The 21,042-nt window shown below is 39.4% G+C and carries 14 protein-coding genes; all 14 read left to right on the forward strand.

The genetic code is table 11. The features are described 5' to 3' along the window. Positions 1-42: 42 nt before the first annotated feature. Positions 43-1,413 (forward strand): UDP-N-acetylmuramoyl-tripeptide--D-alanyl-D-alanine ligase, encoded by a 1,371-nt coding sequence (gene murF / locus HT714_RS04450; protein WP_173225729.1) that lies wholly within the window; start codon positions 43-45, stop codon positions 1,411-1,413. Beyond that, positions 1,403-2,014 (forward strand): NUDIX hydrolase, encoded by a 612-nt coding sequence (locus tag HT714_RS04455; RefSeq protein WP_173225732.1) that lies wholly within the window; start codon positions 1,403-1,405, stop codon positions 2,012-2,014. The genes murF and HT714_RS04455 overlap by 11 nt, the downstream gene beginning before the upstream one ends. Before the next feature lie 90 nt (positions 2,015-2,104). Further along, on the forward strand, positions 2,105-2,809 hold the full coding sequence (locus HT714_RS04460; protein WP_173225735.1) for a TIGR02206 family membrane protein: 705 nt from the start codon (positions 2,105-2,107) through the stop codon (positions 2,807-2,809). A 217-nt stretch (positions 2,810-3,026) separates the two neighbouring features. Beyond that, positions 3,027-4,400, forward strand: a complete 1,374-nt coding sequence (ftsA, locus tag HT714_RS04465; protein ID WP_173225738.1) for a cell division protein FtsA — start codon at positions 3,027-3,029, stop codon at positions 4,398-4,400. A 16-nt stretch (positions 4,401-4,416) separates the two neighbouring features. Next, a complete protein-coding gene (gene ftsZ / locus HT714_RS04470; protein WP_000144272.1) occupies positions 4,417-5,676 on the forward strand; it encodes a cell division protein FtsZ in 1,260 nt (419 codons plus the stop codon). Positions 5,677-5,680: 4 nt separating this feature from the next. Further along, positions 5,681-6,352, forward strand: a complete 672-nt coding sequence (locus HT714_RS04475; protein ID WP_173225744.1) for a YggS family pyridoxal phosphate-dependent enzyme — start codon at positions 5,681-5,683, stop codon at positions 6,350-6,352. Positions 6,353-6,361: 9 nt separating this feature from the next. After that, positions 6,362-6,901 (forward strand): cell division protein SepF, encoded by a 540-nt coding sequence (locus HT714_RS04480; RefSeq protein WP_173225748.1) that lies wholly within the window; start codon positions 6,362-6,364, stop codon positions 6,899-6,901. Further along, positions 6,901-7,164, forward strand: a complete 264-nt coding sequence (locus HT714_RS04485; protein WP_100104129.1) for a YggT family protein — start codon at positions 6,901-6,903, stop codon at positions 7,162-7,164. Before HT714_RS04480 ends, HT714_RS04485 begins: the two co-directional genes overlap by 1 nt. Continuing rightward, the gene (locus HT714_RS04490; RefSeq protein ID WP_173225752.1) at positions 7,161-7,946 is read left to right on the forward strand and encodes an RNA-binding protein; all 786 of its coding nucleotides are present in this window, start codon (positions 7,161-7,163) and stop codon (positions 7,944-7,946) included. The genes HT714_RS04485 and HT714_RS04490 overlap by 4 nt, the downstream gene beginning before the upstream one ends. Positions 7,947-7,954: 8 nt before the next feature. Then, positions 7,955-8,836, forward strand: a complete 882-nt coding sequence (locus tag HT714_RS04495) for a DivIVA domain-containing protein (RefSeq protein WP_345789531.1) — start codon at positions 7,955-7,957, stop codon at positions 8,834-8,836. A 252-nt stretch (positions 8,837-9,088) separates the two neighbouring features. Continuing rightward, positions 9,089-11,881 carry an isoleucine--tRNA ligase gene (gene ileS, locus HT714_RS04500; RefSeq protein ID WP_173225755.1) on the forward strand — a complete coding sequence of 931 codons (2,793 nt, stop codon included), beginning with the start codon at positions 9,089-9,091 and terminating at the stop codon, positions 11,879-11,881. Between the two features lie 183 nt (positions 11,882-12,064). Next, positions 12,065-17,674 carry a ZmpA/ZmpB/ZmpC family metallo-endopeptidase gene (locus HT714_RS04505; protein WP_173225758.1) on the forward strand — a complete coding sequence of 1,870 codons (5,610 nt, stop codon included), beginning with the start codon at positions 12,065-12,067 and terminating at the stop codon, positions 17,672-17,674. Positions 17,675-17,818: 144 nt separating this feature from the next. Next, entirely contained in the window at positions 17,819-18,511 is a 693-nt protein-coding gene (locus HT714_RS04510) for a phosphoglycerate mutase (RefSeq protein WP_000240129.1), read from the forward strand. 52 nt (positions 18,512-18,563) lie between these two features. Then, positions 18,564-20,975, forward strand: coding sequence for a glycoside hydrolase family 95 protein (locus tag HT714_RS04515; RefSeq protein ID WP_173225761.1), 2,412 nt, complete (start codon positions 18,564-18,566; stop codon positions 20,973-20,975). The last annotated feature ends 67 nt before the right edge of the window (positions 20,976-21,042 follow it).

The raw sequence follows: 21,042 nt of genomic DNA on the forward strand, positions 1-21,042 counted from the left end.
GACTAGAGTTCTCGGATTTCGACCCTTTTTAAAGGAGTAGAAATGAAATTAACAATTCATGAAGTGGCCCAAGTTGTCGGAGCTAAAAATGATATCAGCATCTTTGAGGACACCCAGTTAGAAAAGGCTGAGTTTGACAGTCGTTTGATTGCGACAGGAGATTTATTTGTGCCACTTAAAGGTGCGCGTGACGGTCATGACTTTATCGAAAGAGCTTTTGAAAATGGTGCAGCAGCAACCCTGTCTGAGAAAGAGCTTGCAAATTATCCTTATATTCTGGTAGATGACGTTTTGACTGCCTTTCAACAACTAGCTGCCTACTATCTTGAAAAAACGGCAGTTGATGTCTTTGCAGTTACAGGTTCAAATGGTAAGACAACGACCAAGGATATGTTGGCACACTTGCTATCGACAACCTACAAAACCTACAAAACACAAGGAAACTACAACAACGAGATTGGTCTTCCCTACACAGTTCTCCATATGCCTGAAGGAACAGAAAAGTTGGTCTTGGAGATGGGGCAGGATCACTTGGGAGATATTCATCTCTTGTCTGAATTGGCTCGTCCAAAAGCAGCCATCGTGACCTTGGTTGGAGAAGCCCATTTGGCCTTTTTCAAAGACCGTTCTGAGATTGCTAAAGGGAAAATGCAAATTGCAGATGGCATGGCTGAAGGTTCCTTGCTTTTAGCTCCGGCTGACCCTATTGTAGAGGCCTACCTGCCAGCTGATAAAAAGGTGGTCCGTTTTGGGCAAGGAGCAGAGCTGGAAATCACAGACTTGATTGAGCGCAAGGACAGTCTGACCTTTAAGGCTAATTTCTTGGAACAAGCGCTTGATTTACCGGTGACTGGTAAGTACAATGCCACTAATGCCATGATTGCGTCTTATGTTGCCCTACAAGAAGGGGTTTCAGAGGAGCAAATTCATAAGGCTTTCCAAAACCTTGAATTGACGCGTAACCGTACCGAATGGAAGAAAGCAGCCAATGGAGCAGATATCTTATCAGATGTTTACAATGCCAATCCAACTGCTATGAAGCTGATTTTAGAGACTTTCTCTGCCATTCCAGCCAACGAAGGTGGCAAGAAAATCGCTGTCTTGGCGGACATGAAGGAACTTGGTGACCAGTCAGTTCAGCTCCATAACCAGATGATTTTGAGCCTCTCGCCAGATGTGCTGGATACCGTTATTTTCTATGGAGAAGACATTGCTGAATTAGCCCAACTTGCTAGTCAAATGTTCCCAATCGGCCACGTTTACTACTTCAAGAAAACAGAAAACCAAGACCAATTTGAAGACCTAGTTAAGCAGGTCAAGGAAAGTCTAGGAGCTAATGATCAAATCTTGCTCAAGGGCTCTAACTCCATGAATCTAGCTAAGCTGGTAGAAAGTTTAGAAAATGAATGCTAGTGATTTTGCCAAGTATCTTCAAAGAATGATTGCCCTTACAGATACTGGATTAACCTTTACAAAAGATCCTTTCGACCGTGAGCGCTATGAAGACTTGCGAAGTCTGTTATCTGAAATGTTGAATCAAGCATCAGACCTTGATGCCGAAGAAGTGGCAGAAGTTTTGAAGCCAACTTCTGCTTATGCAACTCCGTTAATGGACGTCCGTGCTTGGATTGTTGAGGACGAAAAGATTTGTCTGGTTAGGGGACAAGGAGAGAATGATTGGGCTTTGCCAGGTGGCTTTGGTGAGGTTGGTTATTCTCCAACAGAAAATATTCTCAAGGAAATTGAAGAAGAAACCGGTTTTAAAGCCAAAGTTGAACGACTACTAGCTGTTTTTGATACCAATCGTTTCCAACTACAGAGCAAGCAATATGCAAAGTTTGTTTTTGAATGTAAGCTTCTTGATGGACAATTCCAAGAAAATCAAGAAATTGCTGACCTTCAATTTTTTGCCATTGACCAACTGCCAGTCTTATCTGAAAAACGCATTACCAAGGAGCAAATAGAGCTTCTTTGGCAGGTTTATCAAGGTCAGAGGGAGCAATATCTTGACTAAGAAGATGATTATCGTATTTCTAAATCCATTTTTGACAAATAGCATGGTATAATAAAATGCAGGAAAATTTTGAATCATGAGGAAGACTAGATGAATTTATGGGATATTTTCTTTACGACCCAAGCAACAGAACCACCCAAGTTTGATCTTTTTTGGTATATCAGTATATTTACACTCTTGGGTTTGACCTTTTATACAGCCTATCGCTATCGTGAAACGAGGGTTTACCAACGATTTTTCCAGATTTTACAGGCCGTTCAGTTAATCCTACTTTATGGTTGGTATGGGGTCAACCATATGCCACTATCAGAAAGCTTACCCTTTTACCATTGCCGTATGGCTATGTTTGTGGTGCTTTTGCTTCCTGGTCAGTCTAAATATAGGCAGTATTTTGCATTACTAGGAACATTTGGGACATTAGCAGCCTTTGTTTATCCAGTGTCAGATGCCTATCCTTTCCCCCATATCACCATTTTATCCTTTATTTTTGGGCATTTAGCACTCTTGGGGAACTCTCTAGTTTATCTATTGAGACAGTATAATGCGCGATTGTTGGATGTGAAGGGAATTTTTCTCATGACCTTTGCATTAAATGCCTTGATTTTTGTGGTCAATTCGGTAACAGGTGGAGATTACGGATTCCTGACAAAACCACCATTGGTTGGAGACCATGGCTTAATAGCTAATTATTTAATCGTTTCTCTGGCCCTGTCAGCAGCGATTACGTTAACAAAGAAAATCTTGGAACTATTTTTAGAACAAGAAGCAGAAAAAATGATTGCAAAGAAAGCTTAACACAGAGCTTTCTTTTTTTGTCTTAGAGTGTTTTACAAGTAGCCTATAAAACAAAAATTTCTGAATAGACAAATTCAAAAATTGGCTGGGAAATTTAGGAAAAAAGCAAGCACGATTAAATTTTTTGTGTTATAATATTCTGTGAATAGCTATGCCTATGTTTAGCTATGGAATAATACGAAGTGCGAAACTTGGAAGATAGAGAGGATGCGATGTAATGGCTAGAGAAGGCTTTTTTACAGGTCTAGATATTGGAACAAGCTCTGTCAAGGTGCTTGTGGCCGAGAAGAGAAATGGTGAATTAAATGTAATTGGCGTGAGTAATGCCAAAAGTAAAGGTGTAAAGGATGGAATTATTGTTGATATTGATGCAGCAGCAACTGCTATCAAATCAGCTATTTCCCAAGCGGAAGAAAAGGCAGGCATTTCGATTAAATCAGTGAATGTCGGCTTGCCTGGTAATCTTTTGCAGGTCGAACCAACTCAAGGGATGATTCCAGTAACATCTGATACCAAGGAAATTACGGATCAAGATGTTGAAAATGTTGTCAAATCAGCTTTGACAAAGAGTATGACACCTGACCGTGAAGTCATTACCTTTATTCCTGAAGAATTTATTGTGGATGGTTTCCAAGGGATTCGTGACCCACGTGGCATGATGGGGGTTCGCCTTGAAATGCGTGGTTTGCTTTATACAGGACCTCGTACTATCTTGCACAATTTGCGTAAGACAGTTGAACGTGCAGGTGTCCAGGTTGAAAATGTTATCATTTCGCCACTAGCAATGGTTCAATCAGTTTTGAACGAAGGGGAACGTGAATTTGGTGCTACAGTGATTGATATGGGGGCAGGTCAAACGACTGTCGCTACAATCCGTAACCAAGAACTCCAGTTTACCAATATTCTCCAAGAAGGCGGAGATTATGTAACTAAGGATATCTCTAAAGTCTTGAAAACTTCTCGCAAATTAGCGGAAGGCTTGAAACTGAATTATGGGGAAGCCTATCCGCCTCTTGCAAGCAAAGAAACCTTCCAAGTAGAAGTTATTGGAGAAGTAGAAGCAGTCGAAGTGACGGAAGCCTACTTGTCAGAAATTATTTCTGCACGAATTAAGCACATCCTTGAACAAATTAAGCAAGAATTAGATAGAAGACGTCTATTGGAGCTCCCTGGTGGTATTGTCTTAATCGGTGGGAATGCCATTTTACCGGGTATGGTTGAACTTGCTCAGGAAGTCTTTGGCGTCCGTGTCAAGCTTTATGTTCCAAATCAAGTTGGTATCCGTAATCCAGCCTTTGCGCATGTGATTAGTTTATCAGAATTTGCGGGTCAATTAACAGAAGTTAATCTTTTGGCTCAGAGAGCTATAAAAGGTGAGAATGACTTAAGTCATCAGCCGATTAGCTTTGGTGGGATGTTGCAAAAGACAGCTCAGTTTGTACAATCAACGCCTATTCAACCAGCTCCAGCTCCAGAAGTAGAGCCGGTGGCGCCTACAGAACCAATGGCGGATTTCCAACAAGCTTCACAAAATAAACCGAAATTAGCAGATCGTTTCCGTGGCTTGATCGGAAGCATGTTTGACGAATAAAGAGGAAAAATAAATTATGACATTTTCATTTGATACAGCTGCTGCTCAAGGTGCAGTGATTAAAGTAATTGGTGTCGGTGGAGGTGGTGGCAATGCCATCAACCGTATGGTCGACGAAGGTGTTACAGGTGTAGAATTTATCGCAGCAAACACAGATGTACAAGCATTGAGCAGTACAAAAGCTGAGACTGTTATTCAGTTGGGACCTAAATTGACTCGTGGTTTGGGTGCAGGAGGTCAACCTGAGGTTGGTCGTAAAGCTGCTGAAGAAAGCGAAGAAACACTGACGGAAGCTATCAGTGGCGCAGATATGGTCTTCATCACTGCTGGTATGGGAGGAGGCTCTGGAACTGGAGCTGCTCCTGTTATTGCTCGTATCGCCAAAGATTTAGGTGCTCTTACAGTTGGTGTTGTAACACGTCCGTTTGGTTTTGAAGGAAGCAAGCGTGGACAATTTGCTGTAGAAGGAATCAATCAACTACGTGAGCATGTAGATACTCTATTGATTATTTCAAACAACAACTTGCTTGAAATTGTTGATAAGAAAACACCGCTCTTGGAGGCTCTTAGCGAAGCGGATAACGTTCTTCGTCAAGGTGTTCAAGGAATTACCGATTTGATTACCAATCCAGGATTGATTAACCTTGACTTTGCCGATGTGAAAACGGTGATGGCAAATAAAGGGAATGCTCTTATGGGGATTGGTATCGGTAGTGGAGAAGAACGTGTGGTAGAAGCGGCGCGTAAGGCAATTTACTCTCCACTTCTTGAAACAACAATTGACGGTGCTGAGGATGTTATCGTCAACGTTACTGGTGGGCTCGACTTAACCTTGATTGAGGCAGAAGAGGCTTCACAAATTGTGAACCAGGCAGCAGGTCAAGGAGTGAACATCTGGCTCGGTACTTCAATTGATGAAAGTATGCGTGATGAAATTCGTGTAACAGTTGTCGCAACGGGTGTTCGTCAAGACCGCGTAGAAAAGGTTGTGGCTCCACAAGCTAGACCGACTACTAACTACCGTGAGACAGTGAAACCAGCCCATTCACATGGGTTTGATCGTCATTTTGATATGGCAGAAACAGCTGAATTGCCAAAACAAAATCCACGTCGTTTGGAACCAACTCAGGCATCTGCTTTTGGTGATTGGGATCTTCGCCGTGAATCGATTGTTCGTACAACAGATTCAGTCGTTTCTCCAGTTGAACGCTTTGAAGCCCCAACATCACAAGATGAAGATGAATTGGATACACCTCCATTTTTCAAAAATCGTTAAGTAAATGAATGTAAAAGAAAATACAGAACTTGTTTTTCGAGAAGTTGCAGAGGCTAGTCTGAGTGCTCATCGAGAGAGTGGTTCAGTCTCTGTCATTGCAGTTACCAAGTATGTAGATGTACCGACAGCGGAAGCCTTGCTTCCGCTAGGTGTTCATCATATCGGTGAAAATCGTGTCGATAAGTTTCTGGAGAAATATGAAGCTTTAAAAGATCGAGATGTGACTTGGCATTTGATTGGTACCTTACAAAGACGTAAGGTGAAAGATGTCATTCAATACGTTGATTATTTCCATGCTTTGGATTCAGTCAAGCTAGCAGAGGAAATTCAAAAAAGAAGTGACCGAGTCATCAAGTGTTTCCTTCAGGTAAATATTTCTAAAGAAGAAAGCAAGCACGGTTTTTCGAGAGAGGAACTGCTGGAAATCTTGCCAGAGTTAGCCAGACTAGATAAGATTGAATATGTTGGTTTAATGACGATGGCACCCTTTGAAGCTAGCAGGGAGCAGTTGAAAGAGATTTTCAAGGCGACCCAAGATTTGCAAAGAGAAATTCAAGAAAAACAAATTCCAAATATGCCTATGACTGAGTTAAGTATGGGAATGAGTCGTGATTATAAAGAAGCGATTCAATTCGGTTCCACCTTTGTTCGTATAGGTACAGCATTTTTTAAGTAGGAGAGAACCATGTCTTTAAAAGATAGATTCGATAGATTTATAGATTATTTTACGGAGGATGAGGATTCAAGTCTCCCTTATGAAAAAAGAGATGAGCCTGTGTTTACTCCAGTAAATTCTTCACAGGAACCGGCTCTCCCAATGCATCAACCTTCACAGTCTGCTGGTGCAAAAGATAGCAATATCACCAGACTTCATGCAAGACAACAGGAATTGGCAAATCAGAGTCAGCGTGCAACGGATAAGGTCATTATAGATGTTCGTTATCCTAGAAAATATGAAGACGCAACAGAAATTGTTGATTTATTGGCAGGCAACGAAAGTATTTTGATTGATTTTCAGTATATGACAGAGGTGCAGGCCCGTCGTTGTTTGGACTATTTGGATGGAGCTTGTCATGTTCTAGCTGGTAATCTGAAAAAGGTAGCTTCTACCATGTATCTGTTGACACCAGTGAATGTCATTGTCAATGTAGAAGATATTCGCTTGCCAGATGAAGAACAAAATGGTGAGTTTGGCTTTGATATGAAGCGAAATAGAGTACGATAATGATTTTTTTAATTCGTATGATTTATAATGCAGTGGATATTTACTCCCTGATTTTAGTAGCCTTCGCTGTCATGTCTTGGTTTCCAGGTGCCTATGAATCCAGTTTAGGTCGTTGGATTGTAGCATTGGTAAAGCCAGTGCTTTCTCCCTTGCAACGCCTGCCTTTACAGATAGCAGGTCTTGATTTATCTGTTTGGGTTGCGATTGTTTTGATTCGATTTTTAGGAGAAAACCTAGTCCGTTTTCTGGCGATGATAGGATGAATAAAGGGATTTACCAGCATTTCTCCATAGAAGATCGTCCATTTCTTGACAAGGGAATGGAATGGATAAAGAAGGTAGAAGATAGCTATGCTCCTTTTTTAACTCCTTTTATCAATCCTCATCAGGAGAAGCTATTAAAGATTTTGGCCAAAACCTATGGTCTTGCTTGTAGCAGTAGTGGGGAATTCGTCTTGAGTGAGTATGTTCGAGTTTTATTATACCCAGATTATTTCCAGCCAGAGTTTTCAGATTTTGAAATATCTCTCCAGGAAATAGTGTATTCCAATAAATTTGAACACTTAACGCATGCTAAGATTTTAGGGACAGTCATCAATCAATTAGGGATTGAACGGAAACTTTTTGGAGATATCCTAGTAGATGAAGAACGGGCGCAGATTATGGTCAATCAGCAATTTCTTCTTCTCTTTCAAGATGGATTAAAGAAAATTGGCCGTATACCCGTTTCGCTGGAGGACCGTCCTTTCACCGAGAAAATAGATAAGCTAGAACAGTATCGAGAGCTGGATTTATCTGTGTCTAGTTTTAGATTAGATGTTCTTTTATCAAATGTTTTGAAACTATCTAGGAATCAAGCAAACCAGTTGATTGAAAAGAAACTTGTCCAAGTAAATTATCATGTGGTAGACAAATCAGATTATATTGTTCAAGTTGGAGACTTGATTAGTGTGAGAAAATTTGGGCGCTTGAGATTGCTTCAAGATAAGGGACAAACGAAAAAAGAGAAGAAAAAAATAACCGTCCAGTTATTATTAAGTAAGTGAGGAATAGAATGCCAATTACATCATTAGAAATAAAGGACAAAACCTTTGGAACTCGATTCAGAGGTTTTGATCCAGAAGAAGTCGATGAATTTTTAGATATTGTGGTTCGTGATTACGAAGATCTTGTTCGTGCGAATCATGATAAAGATTTGCGTATTAAGAGTTTAGAAGAGCGTTTGTCTTACTTTGATGAGATGAAAGATTCATTGAGCCAGTCTGTATTGATTGCCCAAGACACAGCTGAGCGAGTGAAACAGGCGGCGCATGAACGTTCAAACAATATCATTCATCAAGCAGAGCAGGATGCGCAACGCTTGTTGGAAGAAGCTAAATATAAGGCAAACGAGATTCTTCGTCAAGCAACGGATAATGCTAAGAAAGTTGCTGTTGAAACAGAAGAATTGAAGAACAAGAGCCGTGTCTTCCACCAACGTCTTAAATCTACAATTGAGAGCCAGTTGGCTATTGTTGAATCTTCAGATTGGGAAGATATTCTCCGTCCAACAGCTACTTATCTTCAAACCAGTGATGAAGCCTTTAAAGAAGTGGTTAGCGAAGTACTTGGGGAACCGATTCCAGCTCCAATTGAGGAAGAACCAATTGATATGACACGTCAGTTCTCTCAAGCAGAAATGGCAGAGTTACAAGCTCGTATTGAGGCAGCCAATAAAGAATTGGCTGAATTTGAAGCTCAGGCTAAACAGGAAGTGGAAAATCCAACTCCTGTAGTGAGTCCTCAAATGGAAGAAGAGCCTGCTCATCCAGTTGGTCCAATGTACGAAGAACCAGAAGTAGCTCCAGTACATCCTTCGGCTCCAACACCAACTACAGAAACGTTTGATTCAGCACCAGGATTTGAAGCACCGCAAGAATCTGTTACAATTTTATAAGAAATATTCTGAGAACAATATCTTATCCTTATATTTCCAGCGAGCAGGAGATGGTGTGAGTCCTGCATTCCCTAACGATAAGATTATCCTCTCAAAAACTCAAGTCTGAAGCTAGTAAGATTTGACGTTCCCCACGTTACGGGATAAGAGGGAGAAAGACTAAATCTTTTTCCGAATAAAGGTGGTACCACGATTTTCGTCCTTTTTGGCAGTCGTGGTTTTTAATTTGTTATTATTTATAAAGGAGATACCATGAAACTCAAAGATACCCTTAACCTTGGGAAAACAGCTTTCCCAATGCGTGCAGGCCTTCCGACCAAAGAGCCAGTTTGGCAAAAGGAATGGGAAGATGCAAAACTTTACCAACGTCGTCAAGAATTGAACCAAGGAAAACCTCATTTCACCTTGCATGATGGCCCTCCATACGCTAACGGAAATATCCACGTTGGACATGCTATGAACAAGATTTCAAAAGATATCATTGTTCGCTCAAAATCTATGTCAGGTTTTTACGCACCATTTATCCCGGGTTGGGACACTCATGGTCTGCCAATCGAGCAAGTTTTGGCAAAACAAGGTGTCAAACGCAAAGAAATGGACTTGGTTGAGTACTTGAAACTTTGCCGTGAATATGCTCTTTCTCAAGTAGATAAACAACGTGAAGACTTTAAACGTTTGGGTGTTTCTGGTGACTGGGAAAATCCATATGTGACTTTGACTCCTGACTATGAGGCAGCTCAAATCCGTGTATTTGGTGAGATGGCTAATAAAGGTTACATTTACCGTGGTGCCAAGCCAGTTTACTGGTCTTGGTCATCTGAGTCAGCCCTTGCGGAAGCAGAGATTGAATACCATGACTTGGTTTCAACTTCCCTTTACTATGCCAACAAGGTCAAAGATGGCAAAGGTGTTCTAGATACAGATACTTACATCGTTGTTTGGACAACTACTCCATTTACCATCACAGCTTCTCGTGGTTTGACGGTTGGTGCAGATATTGATTACGTTTTGGTTCAACCTGCTGGTGAAGCTCGTAAGTTTGTCGTTGCTGCAGAGTTGTTGACTAGCTTGTCTGAGAAATTTGATTGGGCTGATGTTCAAGTGTTGGCAACTTACCGTGGTCAAGAATTGAACCACATCGTAACAGAACACCCATGGGATACAGCTGTAGATGAGTTGGTGATTCTTGGTGACCATGTTACAACTGACTCTGGTACTGGTATTGTCCATACAGCCCCTGGTTTTGGTGAGGACGACTACAATGTCGGTATTGCTAATGATCTTGAAGTCGCAGTCACTGTTGACGAACGTGGTATCATGATGGCTAATGCTGGTGCTGAGTTTGAAGGTCAATTCTATGAAAAGGTAGTTCCAACTGTTATTGAAAAACTTGGTAACCTCCTTCTTGCCCAAGAAGAAATCTCCCACTCATACCCATTTGACTGGCGTACCAAGAAACCAATCATCTGGCGTGCAGTACCACAATGGTTCGCCTCTGTTTCAAAATTCCGCCAAGAAATCTTGGATGAAATTGAAAAAGTGAAATTCCACTCAGAATGGGGTAAAGTCCGTCTTTACAATATGATTCGTGACCGTGGCGACTGGGTTATCTCTCGTCAACGTGCTTGGGGTGTTCCGCTTCCTATCTTCTACGCTGAAGATGGTACAGCGATCATGACTGCTGAAACGATTGAACACGTAGCTCAACTTTTTGAAGAACATGGTTCAAGCATTTGGTGGGAACGTGATGCTAAGGACCTCTTGCCAGAAGGATTTACTCATCCAGGTTCACCAAATGGTGAGTTCAAAAAAGAAACAGATATCATGGACGTTTGGTTTGACTCAGGTTCATCATGGAATGGAGTTGTAGTAAACCGTCCTGAGTTGACTTACCCAGCAGACCTTTACCTAGAAGGTTCTGACCAATACCGTGGTTGGTTCAACTCATCACTCATCACATCTGTTGCCAACCATGGTGTAGCACCTTACAAGCAAATCTTGTCACAAGGTTTTGCCCTTGACGGTAAAGGTGAGAAGATGTCTAAATCTCTTGGAAATACCATTGCTCCAAGTGATGTTGAAAAACAATTTGGTGCTGAAATCTTGCGTCTTTGGGTAACAAGTGTGGATTCAAGCAACGACGTGCGTATCTCTATGGATATTTTGAGCCAAGTCTCTGAAACTTACCGTAAGATTCGTAACACTCTTCGTTTCTTGATTGCCAACACATCTGACTTTAACCCAGCTCAAGATGTAGTCGCTTACGATGAACTTCGTTCAGTTGATAAGTACATGACGATTCGCTTTAACCAGCTTGTCAAGACCATTCGTGATGCCTATGCGGACTTTGAATTCTTGACAATCTATAAGGCCTTGGTGAACTTTATCAACGTTGATTTGTCAGCATTCTACCTTGATTTTGCTAAAGATGTTGTTTACATCGAAGGTGCCAAATCACTGGAACGCCGTCAAATGCAGACTGTCTTCTATGACATTCTTGTGAAAATCACCAAACTCTTGACACCAATCCTTCCTCACACTGCGGAAGAAATCTGGTCATACCTTGAGTTTGAAGCAGAAGATTTTGTTCAATTATCAGAATTGCCAGAAGCGGAAACTTTTGCTAACCAAGAAGAAATCTTGGATACATGGGCTGCCTTCATGGACTTCCGTGGACAAGCTCAAAAAGCCTTGGAAGAAGCTCGTAATGCAAAAGTAATCGGTAAATCACTTGAAGCACACTTGACAGTTTATCCAAATGAAGTTGTGAAAACTTTACTCGAAGCAGTAAACAGCAATGTAGCTCAACTTTTAATCGTGTCTGAATTGACCATCGCAGAGGGACTAGCTCCAGAAACTGCTGTTAGCTTCGAAGATGTAGCCTTCACAGTTGAACGCGCTGCAGGCCAAGTATGTGACCGTTGCCGTCGTATCGACCCAACAACAGCAGAACGCAGCTACCATGCAGTCATCTGTGACCACTGTGCAAGCATCGTAGAAGAAAACTTTGCAGACGCAGTCGCAGAAGGATTTGAAGAGAAATAAGGTTGAGAAGTCTCTATGCGTCTAGTATATAAAAATTAGTTATTCTAAGTTTATAATCTCTCTTGTGAGGTGCTAAAGTTTGATGAGAATTGGTTTTGCTAATACTAGGAGAAAGTAAGTATGATAAAATCGCAAGATTGTTTTTCTTGCGATTTCTTAAACTAGTGAGGAGAAATAAACATTATGAGACAAACAAATGTTAGAGGAAGCTTGTCCCTCCGTGGCTTTAGAAAATTAAGAACTGGTGCAATTGTTGCGACAGGTGTGATTTTGCTAGGTCTGGGCTTTTTAGCTCCAACTGTATCAGCCAGTGAACAAGATGGTGTCTGGGTAGCTAGAACAGTTGAGGAAGTGAAAGCTGACCTTCAAAAAGAAGGTGATTTATTTAAGTATGTCATTAAGTGGGGAGATACATTAAGTGTTATCAGCGAAGCAAGTAATATCCCTGTAGATGTACTCCAAGAAATGAATCAAGCTTCAGGCAAGAATTTATTCTTACCGCACAATGAATTGTACTTTACCGAAGCTGAAACGGTTTCAGATACAGTCACAAAACACAAGATTGTCATCAAAGAAAGTGGTGCAAGTGGCGAAGTTCGCACTTACGAAGTCTTGCTCAAGAAAGATCAGGAAACAAAAGCTGTTACCTTTGAATTAACAGATGTCACTGAGAAAGTTGAAAAAATGACTGTGAACTATAGCCCAGTTTATCAGCCTGTATCAGCACCAGTAGTGGAAAGAGCGGAAGAATCGGGTGAAGAACCTGATTCAGAAGCACCAGCAGAGACAAGCCCAGAAGTTAAAGAAGAAACAGAAGCTCCAGTAGCACAAAAAGCAGAAGAGCCAACTGTAACAACGCCAAAAGCAGAAAAACCAGTGTCTCCAGCACCAACAGAATCAGCGCCAGAGGTAGAAAAACCAGCTGAGCCTAAAGAAGCAGAATCAACACCTGAAGGAACATTTACAGGAACAGCAGAATCAGCACCAGATTCAACAGAATTAGTGGCAAATGGAGCTTCAGGAAGAACAGAAGGGGCTTCAGAAGTAACTCCAGGAGTAACAGGAAAAGAAACTGAAGAATCAGGAACAGAAGCACCTACAACTCCAAAAGAAGATACACCTGAAGGAACAGTTTCAGAAGGAGAAACAGGAACAGAGTCAGCAGAATTGGCTGAACCAAAAACAGAAGCACCTACAACTCCAGAAAATAAAGAAGAACAACCAGGTGCAACAGAAGCACCGGAACCAAAAGTAACAGAGTCCGAGGCAGCGAAACCAGCTCCAAAAGAAGCAGGAACAACAGCAGGAAATGAAGTAAAAGAAACTGAAGAAGCAGGAACAGGTTCAGAAGTAGCTACAACAGGTGCACCAGCAGCGGAAGGAAGTTCAGAAGCGACTCTAGGTTCAACAGAAGAAGCTTCAGGAACAACACCAAAAGCAGAAGTTTCAGAAGCACCAGTGGTAGAGGCTACAACTTCAGGAGAACAAAGCCAACCAGCAGAAGCAACCCCAGCACCAAAAGAATCAGGAGAAGAAGGTAAAGCGGAGGATTCAGTTTCTTCAACTGAATCTTCATCAACTGCTTCTGAAGGGGAGTCAACAGCTACGCAACCAGCTGGAGAAGAAAATAAATCCGAACCAACGTCAGAAACTTCAACTATTCCATCTGTAGATGCTACAAATGATTCAGGTAATTCAGAGTCATCACCTTCAGTAACAGAAGGCAATAAAGAAGAAACAAATTCACAAAATACTGAAGCTTCGACTGTGAACGAAAACTCAGAATCATCTAATTCAGATTCAGAAAAACCACAGGGTGATGAACCAGCTGTACAAGTAGGATCAGACCCAACAGCGTCAATAGAAGGAACATCTACAGGAAAAGAAGAATCATCACCAAAAGCAGAAGAAAAACAAGTCGACAAGAAACTAGAACTTAGAAATATTTCAAATGTGGAATTGTTTACAGTAGAAAATAATAAATATCGACATGTAACTTCACTTGCGAGTGTTCCAACTAATCCAACAAATTACTTTATGAAAGTAAAATCGGAGAATTTTAAAGATGTTATGTTACCCGTTAAGAGTATTGAAAGTGCTACAAAAGATAATCAAGATGTTTATAAAATTGTAGGACAAGCTAATGATTTAATTCAACATGAAAACAATAGTACTTTAGACAATTACACTTACTACCTACCTAAGATGGTGAGAAGTGAAAATGGAGTTTATACATCGTTTAAAAATCTAGTAGATGCTATGAATAGTAATCCTTCTGGAGAGTTTCGTTTAGGAGCAACTATGGATGCTCGTGAAGTAGAACTTCAAGATGGTCAAGAAAGCTATGTTAGTAATGAGTTTACAGGTACATTAATTGGTAAAAATAATGATAAGTACTACGCTATATATAATCTGAAAAAACCATTATTTAGAACTTTAAACCGTGCTACAGTAAAAGATATTTCAATAAAAGAAGCAAATATTTCTTCTAAAGATGATGCTGCTACAATTGCTAAAGAAGCGAAAAATGGTACTAACATTACTAACGTTCATTCATCTGGTGTAATTGCTGGTGAGCGTAGCATTGGTGGTTTAGTTTCACAAGTTACTAACTCTATAATTTCTGAAAGTAGTTTTACTGGTAGAATAACGAATACTTATGATACAAAAGCTACTTATCAAATAGGTGGTTTAGTAGGAAAACTTTCAGGAGTTAGTGCTTTGATTGATAGATCAATTTCATCTATTGATATGGCGACAAATGCTAATACAGGAGATCAGGTTGTTGGTGGCATAGCGGGAGTTGTTGATAAAAATGCAACTATCAGAAATAGTTATGTTGAAGGAAATCTTAATAATGTAAAACATTTTGGTTATGTTGGAGGAGTTGCAGGGTATCTTTGGGATAGAGAATCATCAGATGAAAGAAACTCAGGTCAACTTACAAATGTATTAAGTGACGTTAATGTTACGAACGGTAATGCTATTGCTGGTTATGATTTTAAAGGAATAAGAGCAACTAACACTTATAGTAATCAAAATAATAAGGTAGTCAATGTAGTACAAGTAGATGATGAAATACTAAGTAGAGATTCAGAAATACAAAGAGGAACTGTATTAGAAAATAATAAAGTTCTCGAGAAAAAAGCTGAACTTGTTCCTAAGAAAAATACTAAGATAGAAGACTTTAATTTCTCTTCTAGATATGAAACAGATTATAAAAACTTAAAAGATGCTGATGTTAACAGATTAAGAGTATATAAAAATATTGAGAAACTATTACCTTTCTATAACAGAGAGACTATTGTTAAGTATGGTAATTTAGTAGACACTAATAATGATTTATTTACTAAAGAGGTTGTGTCTGTAGTTCCAATGAAGGATAAAGAAGTAATCACAGATATTAATAAACATAAAGCTAGTATTAATAAACTGTTACTTTATTATTCAGATAATACTTCTCAAACATTGGATGTAAAATATCGACAAGATTTCTCTAAAGTAGCAGAATATGAAATAGCTAATACAAAATTAATATACACACCTAATACGCTATTACATAATTATGATAATATTGTAAAAACTGTTTTAAATGACCTGAAATCTGTTCAATATGATTCAGGTGCTGTTAGAAAAGTATTAGATATTTCTAGTAACATAAAATTAACAGAATTATATCTAGATGAACAATTTGAAAAAACAAAAGAAGCTATAGGTGATAGTTTAGCGAAACTTCTGTCAGCAGATGCAGCAATCGCTGAGAATAGTAATTCGATAATTGATAATTATGTAATCGAGAAAATCAAGAAAAATAAAGAGGCGTTACTTCTAGGTTTAACATATCTTGAACGCTGGTATAATTTTAAATATGATAATGCAAGTGCAAAAGATTTAGTATTATATCATTTAGATTTCTTTGGTAAATCAAATAGTTCAGCTCTAGATAATGTTATTGAATTAGGTAAATCTGGCTTTAACAATTTATTAGCTAAAAATAATGTAATTACTTACAATGTATTATTATCTAAAAATTATGGGACAGAAACTTTATTCAAGGCATTAGAAGAATATAGAAAAGTATTCTTACCAACTACTTCTAATAACGACTGGTTCAAAACACAATCTAAAGCTTATATAGTTGAAGAAAAATCTACTATTCCTGAAGTAAGTTCTAAGCAGTCAGAACAAGGAACAGAACACTCTATAGGTGTTTATGATAGATTAACTAGTCCATCATGGAAATATCAAAGTATGGTCTTACCGTTATTAACTTTACCAGAAGAAAAAATGATATTTATGATTGCCAATATTTCAACTATAGGATTTGGTGCTTATGATAGATATAGAAGTCCTGAACATCCTAAGGGAGAGAAATTAAATAAATTTGTAGAAGATAATGCACAAGCAGCGGCTAAACGATTTAGAGATCATTATGATTATTGGTATAAAATTCTAGATAAAGAAAATAAAGAAAAATTATATAGAAGTGTACTAGTTTATGATGCATTTAGATTTGGAAATGATAAAGATAATAAGTTACAAGAAGCTAACTTTGAAACTAATCATCCAGCTATTAAAAACTTCTTTGGTCCTGCTGGAAACAATGTTGTTCATAATCAACATGGAGCATATGCGACAGGTGATGCATTCTACTATATGGCTTATCGTATGCTAGATAAATCTGGTGCAGTAACATATACTCATGAAATGACACATAACTCAGATAGAGAAATTTATCTTGGAGGCTATGGAAGACGAAATGGACTTGGACCAGAGTTTTATGCTAAAGGATTACTTCAAGCTCCTGACCACCCATATGATCCAACAATAACAATTAACTCTGTCTTGAAATATGAGGATTCAGAAAATTCAACAAGACTTCAAGTAGCTGATCCAACTCAACGATTTAATAGTGCAGAAGACTTGCAAAAATATATGCATAATATGTTTGATTTAATATATACACTTGAAATATTAGAAGGACGTGCTGTAGCTAAATTAGGTTATAATGAGAAAAATGATCTATTGAGAAAAATTGAGAATATATATAAGAAAGATCCAGATGGTAATAAAGTATACGCAACAAATGCTATTCGTAGATTAACGATGGATGAAATTTATAAATTAAACTCATTTGATAGTCTTATAGAAAATGATGTTATTACACGAAGAGGATATAAAGATGAAGGTGAGTATGAAAGAAATGGATACCACACAATTAATCTATTTTCACCAATATACTCTGCTTTAAGTAGTAAAATAGGGACTCCAGGAGATTTAATGGGACGCCGTATGGCATTCGAATTATTAGCTGCAAAAGGATATAAAGAAGGCATGGTACCTTATATCTCAAATCAATATGAAAAAGATGCAAAAGCGGCGGGAAGTAAGATTAAGTCTTATGGTAAAGAAGTAGGTTTAGTTACAGATGAATTAGTACTTGAAAAAGTATTTAATGGTCAATATAAAACTTGGACACAATTCAAGCAAGATATGTATAATAAACGTGTAGCTCAATTTGATAGACTGAATAAAGTTACTTTTAATGATACAACAAAACCTTGGACTAGTTTTTCTACGAAAACTATAAGTAGTGTTACAGAGTTGCAGCGATTAATGGATGAAGCTGTTCGAAAGGATGCAGATGAGAATCGATATTCTTGGAGTAATTACAAACCAGAATTTGACAGTTCAGTTCATAAGTTGAAGAGAGCAATCTTTAAAGCCTATCTTGACCAAACTAATGATTTTAGAACTTCAATATTTGATGAGGAAAATAAATTTACTAATTAGGGTAGCACATGAAGATAGGTTTCGTTTCTTCATGTGTGAAACTCTTTCCTTTTTGGTTTTGACTAGCTTTTTTGTGAAAAATTGTGTAAAATAGAATAGATAAACGAGGGGAAACCTCGGAAAATTTAAAGGAGAATCCATCTAATGGTAAAATTGGTTTTTGCTCGCCACGGTGAGTCTGAATGGAACAAAGCTAACCTTTTCACTGGTTGGGCTGATGTTGATTTGTCTGAAAAAGGTACACAACAAGCGATTGACGCTGGTAAATTGATCAAAGAAGCTGGTATCGAATTTGACCAAGCTTATACTTCAGTATTGAAACGTGCGATTAAAACAACTAACTTGGCTCTTGAAGCTTCTGACCAATTGTGGGTTCCAGTTGAAAAATCATGGCGTTTGAACGAACGTCACTACGGTGGTTTGACTGGTAAAAACAAAGCTGAAGCTGCTGAACAATTTGGTGATGAGCAAGTTCACATCTGGCGTCGTTCATACGATGTATTGCCTCCAAACATGGATCGTGATGATGAGCACTCAGCTCACACAGACCGTCGTTACGCTTCACTTGACGATTCAGTTATTCCAGATGCTGAAAACTTGAAAGTGACTTTGGAACGTGCCCTTCCATTCTGGGAAGATAAAATCGCTCCAGCTCTTAAAGATGGTAAAAACGTATTCGTAGGAGCTCACGGTAACTCAATCCGTGCCCTTGTAAAACACATCAAAGGTTTGTCAGACGACGAAATCATGGACGTGGAAATCCCTAACTTCCCACCATTGGTATTCGAATTCGACGAAAAATTGAACGTAGTTTCTGAATACTACCTTGGAAAATAAAAAATTGTAAGTCTAGAATTGATTTCTAGGCTTTTTATGTTAGTATGGTAGTATGATAAGGAATAAAAAACAAGATTATGTATTGGCCTACAAGAGACCAGCTTCAACAACATATAAGGGTTGGGAAGAAGAGGCTTTACCAATAGGCAATGGTTCTTTAGGGGCAAAAGTATTTGGGATTATAGGGGCTGAGAGGATTCAATTTAATGAAAAAAGTCTCTGGTCTGGTGGTCCACTTCCTGATAGTTCCGATTATCAGGGTGGAAATCTTCAGGACCAGTATGGTTTTTTAGCTGAGATTCGGCAGGCTTTGGAAAAGAGAGATTACAATCGGGCTAAGGAACTGGCTGAACAGCACCTGATCGGGCCAAAAACGAGTCAATATGGGACCTATCTATCCTTTGGGGATATTCACATTGAGTTTAGTCAGCAAGGTACGACTTTGTCTCAGGTTACGGATTACCAGAGGCAACTGAATATCAGTAAGGCGCTTGCGACGACTTCTTATGTCTATAAGGGAACGAAATTTGAACGTGAAGCTTTTGCGAGTTTTCCAGATAATCTCTTGGTTCAGCGCTTTACTAAGGAAGGGGCGGAAACTCTAGATTTTACTATAGAACTGTCGCTAAGTCGTGATTTGGCTTCTGATGGAAAGTATGAGGAGGAAAAGTCTGATTACAAGGAGTGCCAACTGGATATTACTGATTCTTATATCTTGATGAAGGGAAGAGTTAAGGATAATGATCTGCGGTTTGCTAGTTATCTAGCTTGGGAAACGGATGGAGACATTAGAGTCTGGTCAGATAAGATTCAGATATCAGAAGCCAGTTATGCCAACCTCTTCTTGGCCGCTAAGACGGATTTTGCCCAAAATCCTGCTAGTAATTATCGCAAGAAACTAGATTTGGAGCAACAGGTGAAGGACTTGGTGGAGAAAGCTAAAGAAAAGGGATATGCCCAATTGAAATCAAGGCATATTGAGGACTACCAAGCTTTATTTCAGCGTGTTCAATTGGATTTGGGAGCTGATGTTGATGCATCCACTACAGATGATTTGCTAAAAAATTATAAGCCACAAGAGGGGCAGGCTTTGGAGGAATTGTTCTTCCAGTATGGACGGTATTTATTGATTAGTTCTTCTAGAGACTGTCCGGATACTCTACCAGCTAATCTACAGGGAATCTGGAATGCGGTCGACAATCCTCCGTGGAATTCGGACTATCACCTGAATATCAATCTGCAGATGAATTATTGGCCAGCCTATGTTACCAATCTCCTAGAGACGACCTTTCCGGTCATCAACTATGTAGATGATTTGCGTGTCTATGGTCGTCTAGCGGCTGCAAGGTATGCAGGAATCGTCTCTCGGGAAGGAGAGGAGAATGGTTGGTTGGTTCATACTCAAGCGACTCCCTTTGGTTGGACGGCACCTGGTTGGGATTACTATTGGGGTTGGTCGCCAGCTGCCAATGCGTGGCTGATGCAAACTGTTTATGAAGCCTATTCATTTTATAGGGACCAAGACTATCTCAGGGATAAAATTTATCCCATGTTGAGGGAAACGGTTCGTTTTTGGAATGCCTTTTTACATGAGGATCAGCAGGCGCAGCGTTGGGTTTCTTCTCCATCTTATTCGCCAGAACATGGTCCGATTTCGATTGGCAATACCTATGACCAATCTCTGATTTGGCAATTATTTCATGATTTTATTCAGGCTGCTCAGGAATTGGGACTGGATGAGGCTTTGTTGACTGAGGTCAAGGAGAAGTTTGACTTGCTTAATCCTCTTCAAATCAATCAATCTGGTCGAATCAGGGAGTGGTATGAGGAGGAAGAGCAGTATTTTCAAAATGAGAAAGTTGAGGCCCAACATCGGCATGCTTCCCATCTGGTGGGACTTTATCCTGGAAATCTCTTTAGCTACAAGGGACAAGAGTATCTTGAAGCGGCGCGTGCTAGCCTCAATGATCGTGGAGATGGCGGCACAGGCTGGTCCAAGGCCAATAAGATCAATCTTTGGGCGCGTCTAGGAGATGGTAATCGAGCCCATAAATTATTAGCAGAGCAGTTAAAGTCATCCACCTTGCCAAATCTTTGGTGTAGCCACCCTCCTTTTCAGATAGATGGTAATTTTGGTGCTAGCAGTGGCATGGCAGAAATGTTACTCCAGTCTCATTCAGCTTATCTGGTACCTCTAGTAGCCCTACCCGATGCATGGTCAAGAGGTTCCGTTTCAGGCTTAATGGCACGTGGACATTTTGAAGTGAGCATGAGGTGGGAGGATAAAAAACTCTTACAGTTGACCATTTTATCAAGAAGCGGGGGAGATTTGCGAGTCTCTTATCCAGATATTGAAAAAAGTGTGATTGAAGTGAATCAAGAAAAAGCAAAAGTGAAATGCATAGAGAAAGATTGTGTTTCGGTGGCAACAGCAGAAGGTGATCTGGTTCAATTTTATTTTTAAGAAGATGATAAAAGGCAGTAATTTGAAACTGCCTTTTAATAAGGATTTGAGAATGTAAGCAGTTTCC

This window comes from Streptococcus sp. 3705, from assembly GCF_013277145.1.
Classification (GTDB): domain Bacteria; phylum Bacillota; class Bacilli; order Lactobacillales; family Streptococcaceae; genus Streptococcus.

Bases quoted from the DNA above. Each gene is read 5' to 3' on its own strand.
- murF (WP_173225729.1), top strand. From the start codon at position 43: ATGAAATTAACAATTCATGAAGTGGCCCAAGTTGTCGGAGCTAAAAAT.
- HT714_RS04455 (WP_173225732.1), top strand. From the start codon at position 1,403: ATGAATGCTAGTGATTTTGCCAAGTATCTTCAAAGAATGATTGCCCTT.
- HT714_RS04460 (WP_173225735.1), top strand. From the start codon at position 2,105: ATGAATTTATGGGATATTTTCTTTACGACCCAAGCAACAGAACCACCC.
- ftsA (WP_173225738.1), top strand. From the start codon at position 3,027: ATGGCTAGAGAAGGCTTTTTTACAGGTCTAGATATTGGAACAAGCTCT.
- ftsZ (WP_000144272.1), top strand. From the start codon at position 4,417: ATGACATTTTCATTTGATACAGCTGCTGCTCAAGGTGCAGTGATTAAA.
- HT714_RS04475 (WP_173225744.1), top strand. From the start codon at position 5,681: ATGAATGTAAAAGAAAATACAGAACTTGTTTTTCGAGAAGTTGCAGAG.
- HT714_RS04480 (WP_173225748.1), top strand. From the start codon at position 6,362: ATGTCTTTAAAAGATAGATTCGATAGATTTATAGATTATTTTACGGAG.
- HT714_RS04485 (WP_100104129.1), top strand. From the start codon at position 6,901: ATGATTTTTTTAATTCGTATGATTTATAATGCAGTGGATATTTACTCC.
- HT714_RS04490 (WP_173225752.1), top strand. From the start codon at position 7,161: ATGAATAAAGGGATTTACCAGCATTTCTCCATAGAAGATCGTCCATTT.
- HT714_RS04495 (WP_345789531.1), top strand. From the start codon at position 7,955: ATGCCAATTACATCATTAGAAATAAAGGACAAAACCTTTGGAACTCGA.
- ileS (WP_173225755.1), top strand. From the start codon at position 9,089: ATGAAACTCAAAGATACCCTTAACCTTGGGAAAACAGCTTTCCCAATG.
- HT714_RS04505 (WP_173225758.1), top strand. From the start codon at position 12,065: ATGAGACAAACAAATGTTAGAGGAAGCTTGTCCCTCCGTGGCTTTAGA.
- HT714_RS04510 (WP_000240129.1), top strand. From the start codon at position 17,819: ATGGTAAAATTGGTTTTTGCTCGCCACGGTGAGTCTGAATGGAACAAA.
- HT714_RS04515 (WP_173225761.1), top strand. From the start codon at position 18,564: ATGATAAGGAATAAAAAACAAGATTATGTATTGGCCTACAAGAGACCA.